Origin of the sequence: Mesorhizobium sp. M7A.F.Ca.MR.148.00.0.0 (assembly GCF_003997735.1) — a bacterium.
Taxonomy (GTDB): Bacteria; Pseudomonadota; Alphaproteobacteria; order Rhizobiales; family Rhizobiaceae; genus Mesorhizobium.
The window spans coordinates 2,335-3,073 of sequence record NZ_RZTB01000096.1 but is presented as its reverse complement, the minus strand read 5'-3'; the positions used below and the strand labels follow the sequence as shown (position 1 = coordinate 3,073).

Below are 739 nucleotides of genomic sequence, written 5' to 3'. Positions count from 1 at the left end.
CCGCCGACGGCAAAGTTTCGGGTGCCGCGCCCGATGTGGCCCGCGAGATATTCAAGCGGCTCGGCGTCGCCGGCGTCGCCGCTTCGATCTCTGAATATGGCGCCATGATCCCCGGCCTGCAGGCCGGTCGCTTCGATGTCGTCACCGCCGGCCTGTTCATGAAGCCGGAACGCTGCGCCGCCGTCGTCTATTCCGAGCCGGTGCTTTGCGATGCCGAGGCGATGTTGGTGAAGAAGGGCAATCCGAAGGGCTTCAAGAGCTATGAGGATGTCGCCAAGGATACGACTGCGACCATCGGCGCGCCGGGCGGCGGCACCGAGGAGAAGCTCGCGCTCAATGCCGGCGTGCCACGCGATCGCGTCATCGTCGTGCCGGATGGCCAGAGCGGCGTGAAGATGCTCCAGGATGGTCGCATCGACGCTTATTCGCTGCCCGTCCTGTCGATCAATGATCTGGTCAAGAAGGCCAACGATCCGAACCTCGAAGTCATCGCTCCGGTGCAGGGCGCACCGGTCTATTGCGACGGCGCCGCTTTCAAGAAGGGTGATGAGGCACTGCGCGACGCCTTCGACGTAGAACTGGCCAAGATGAAGAAATCGGGCGAGTTCGCCAAGATTATCGAACCCTACGGCTTCTCGGCGGCGGCGGCGATGTCGACCAGCCGCGACAAGCTCTGCGCGGCGAAGTGATTTTTCCTTCTCCCCGTTCAACGGGGAGAAGGTGTCACGAAGTGATGGAT

General features: G+C 62.8%; 1 protein-coding gene. It reads left to right on the top strand.

All coding sequences use genetic code 11. The features are described from left to right. Positions 1–689 (top strand): ectoine/hydroxyectoine ABC transporter substrate-binding protein EhuB (ehuB, locus tag EOB49_RS25830; RefSeq protein ID WP_245472841.1); only part of this gene is annotated, 689 nt, incomplete at its 5' end. Positions 690–739: the final 50 nt, after the last annotated feature.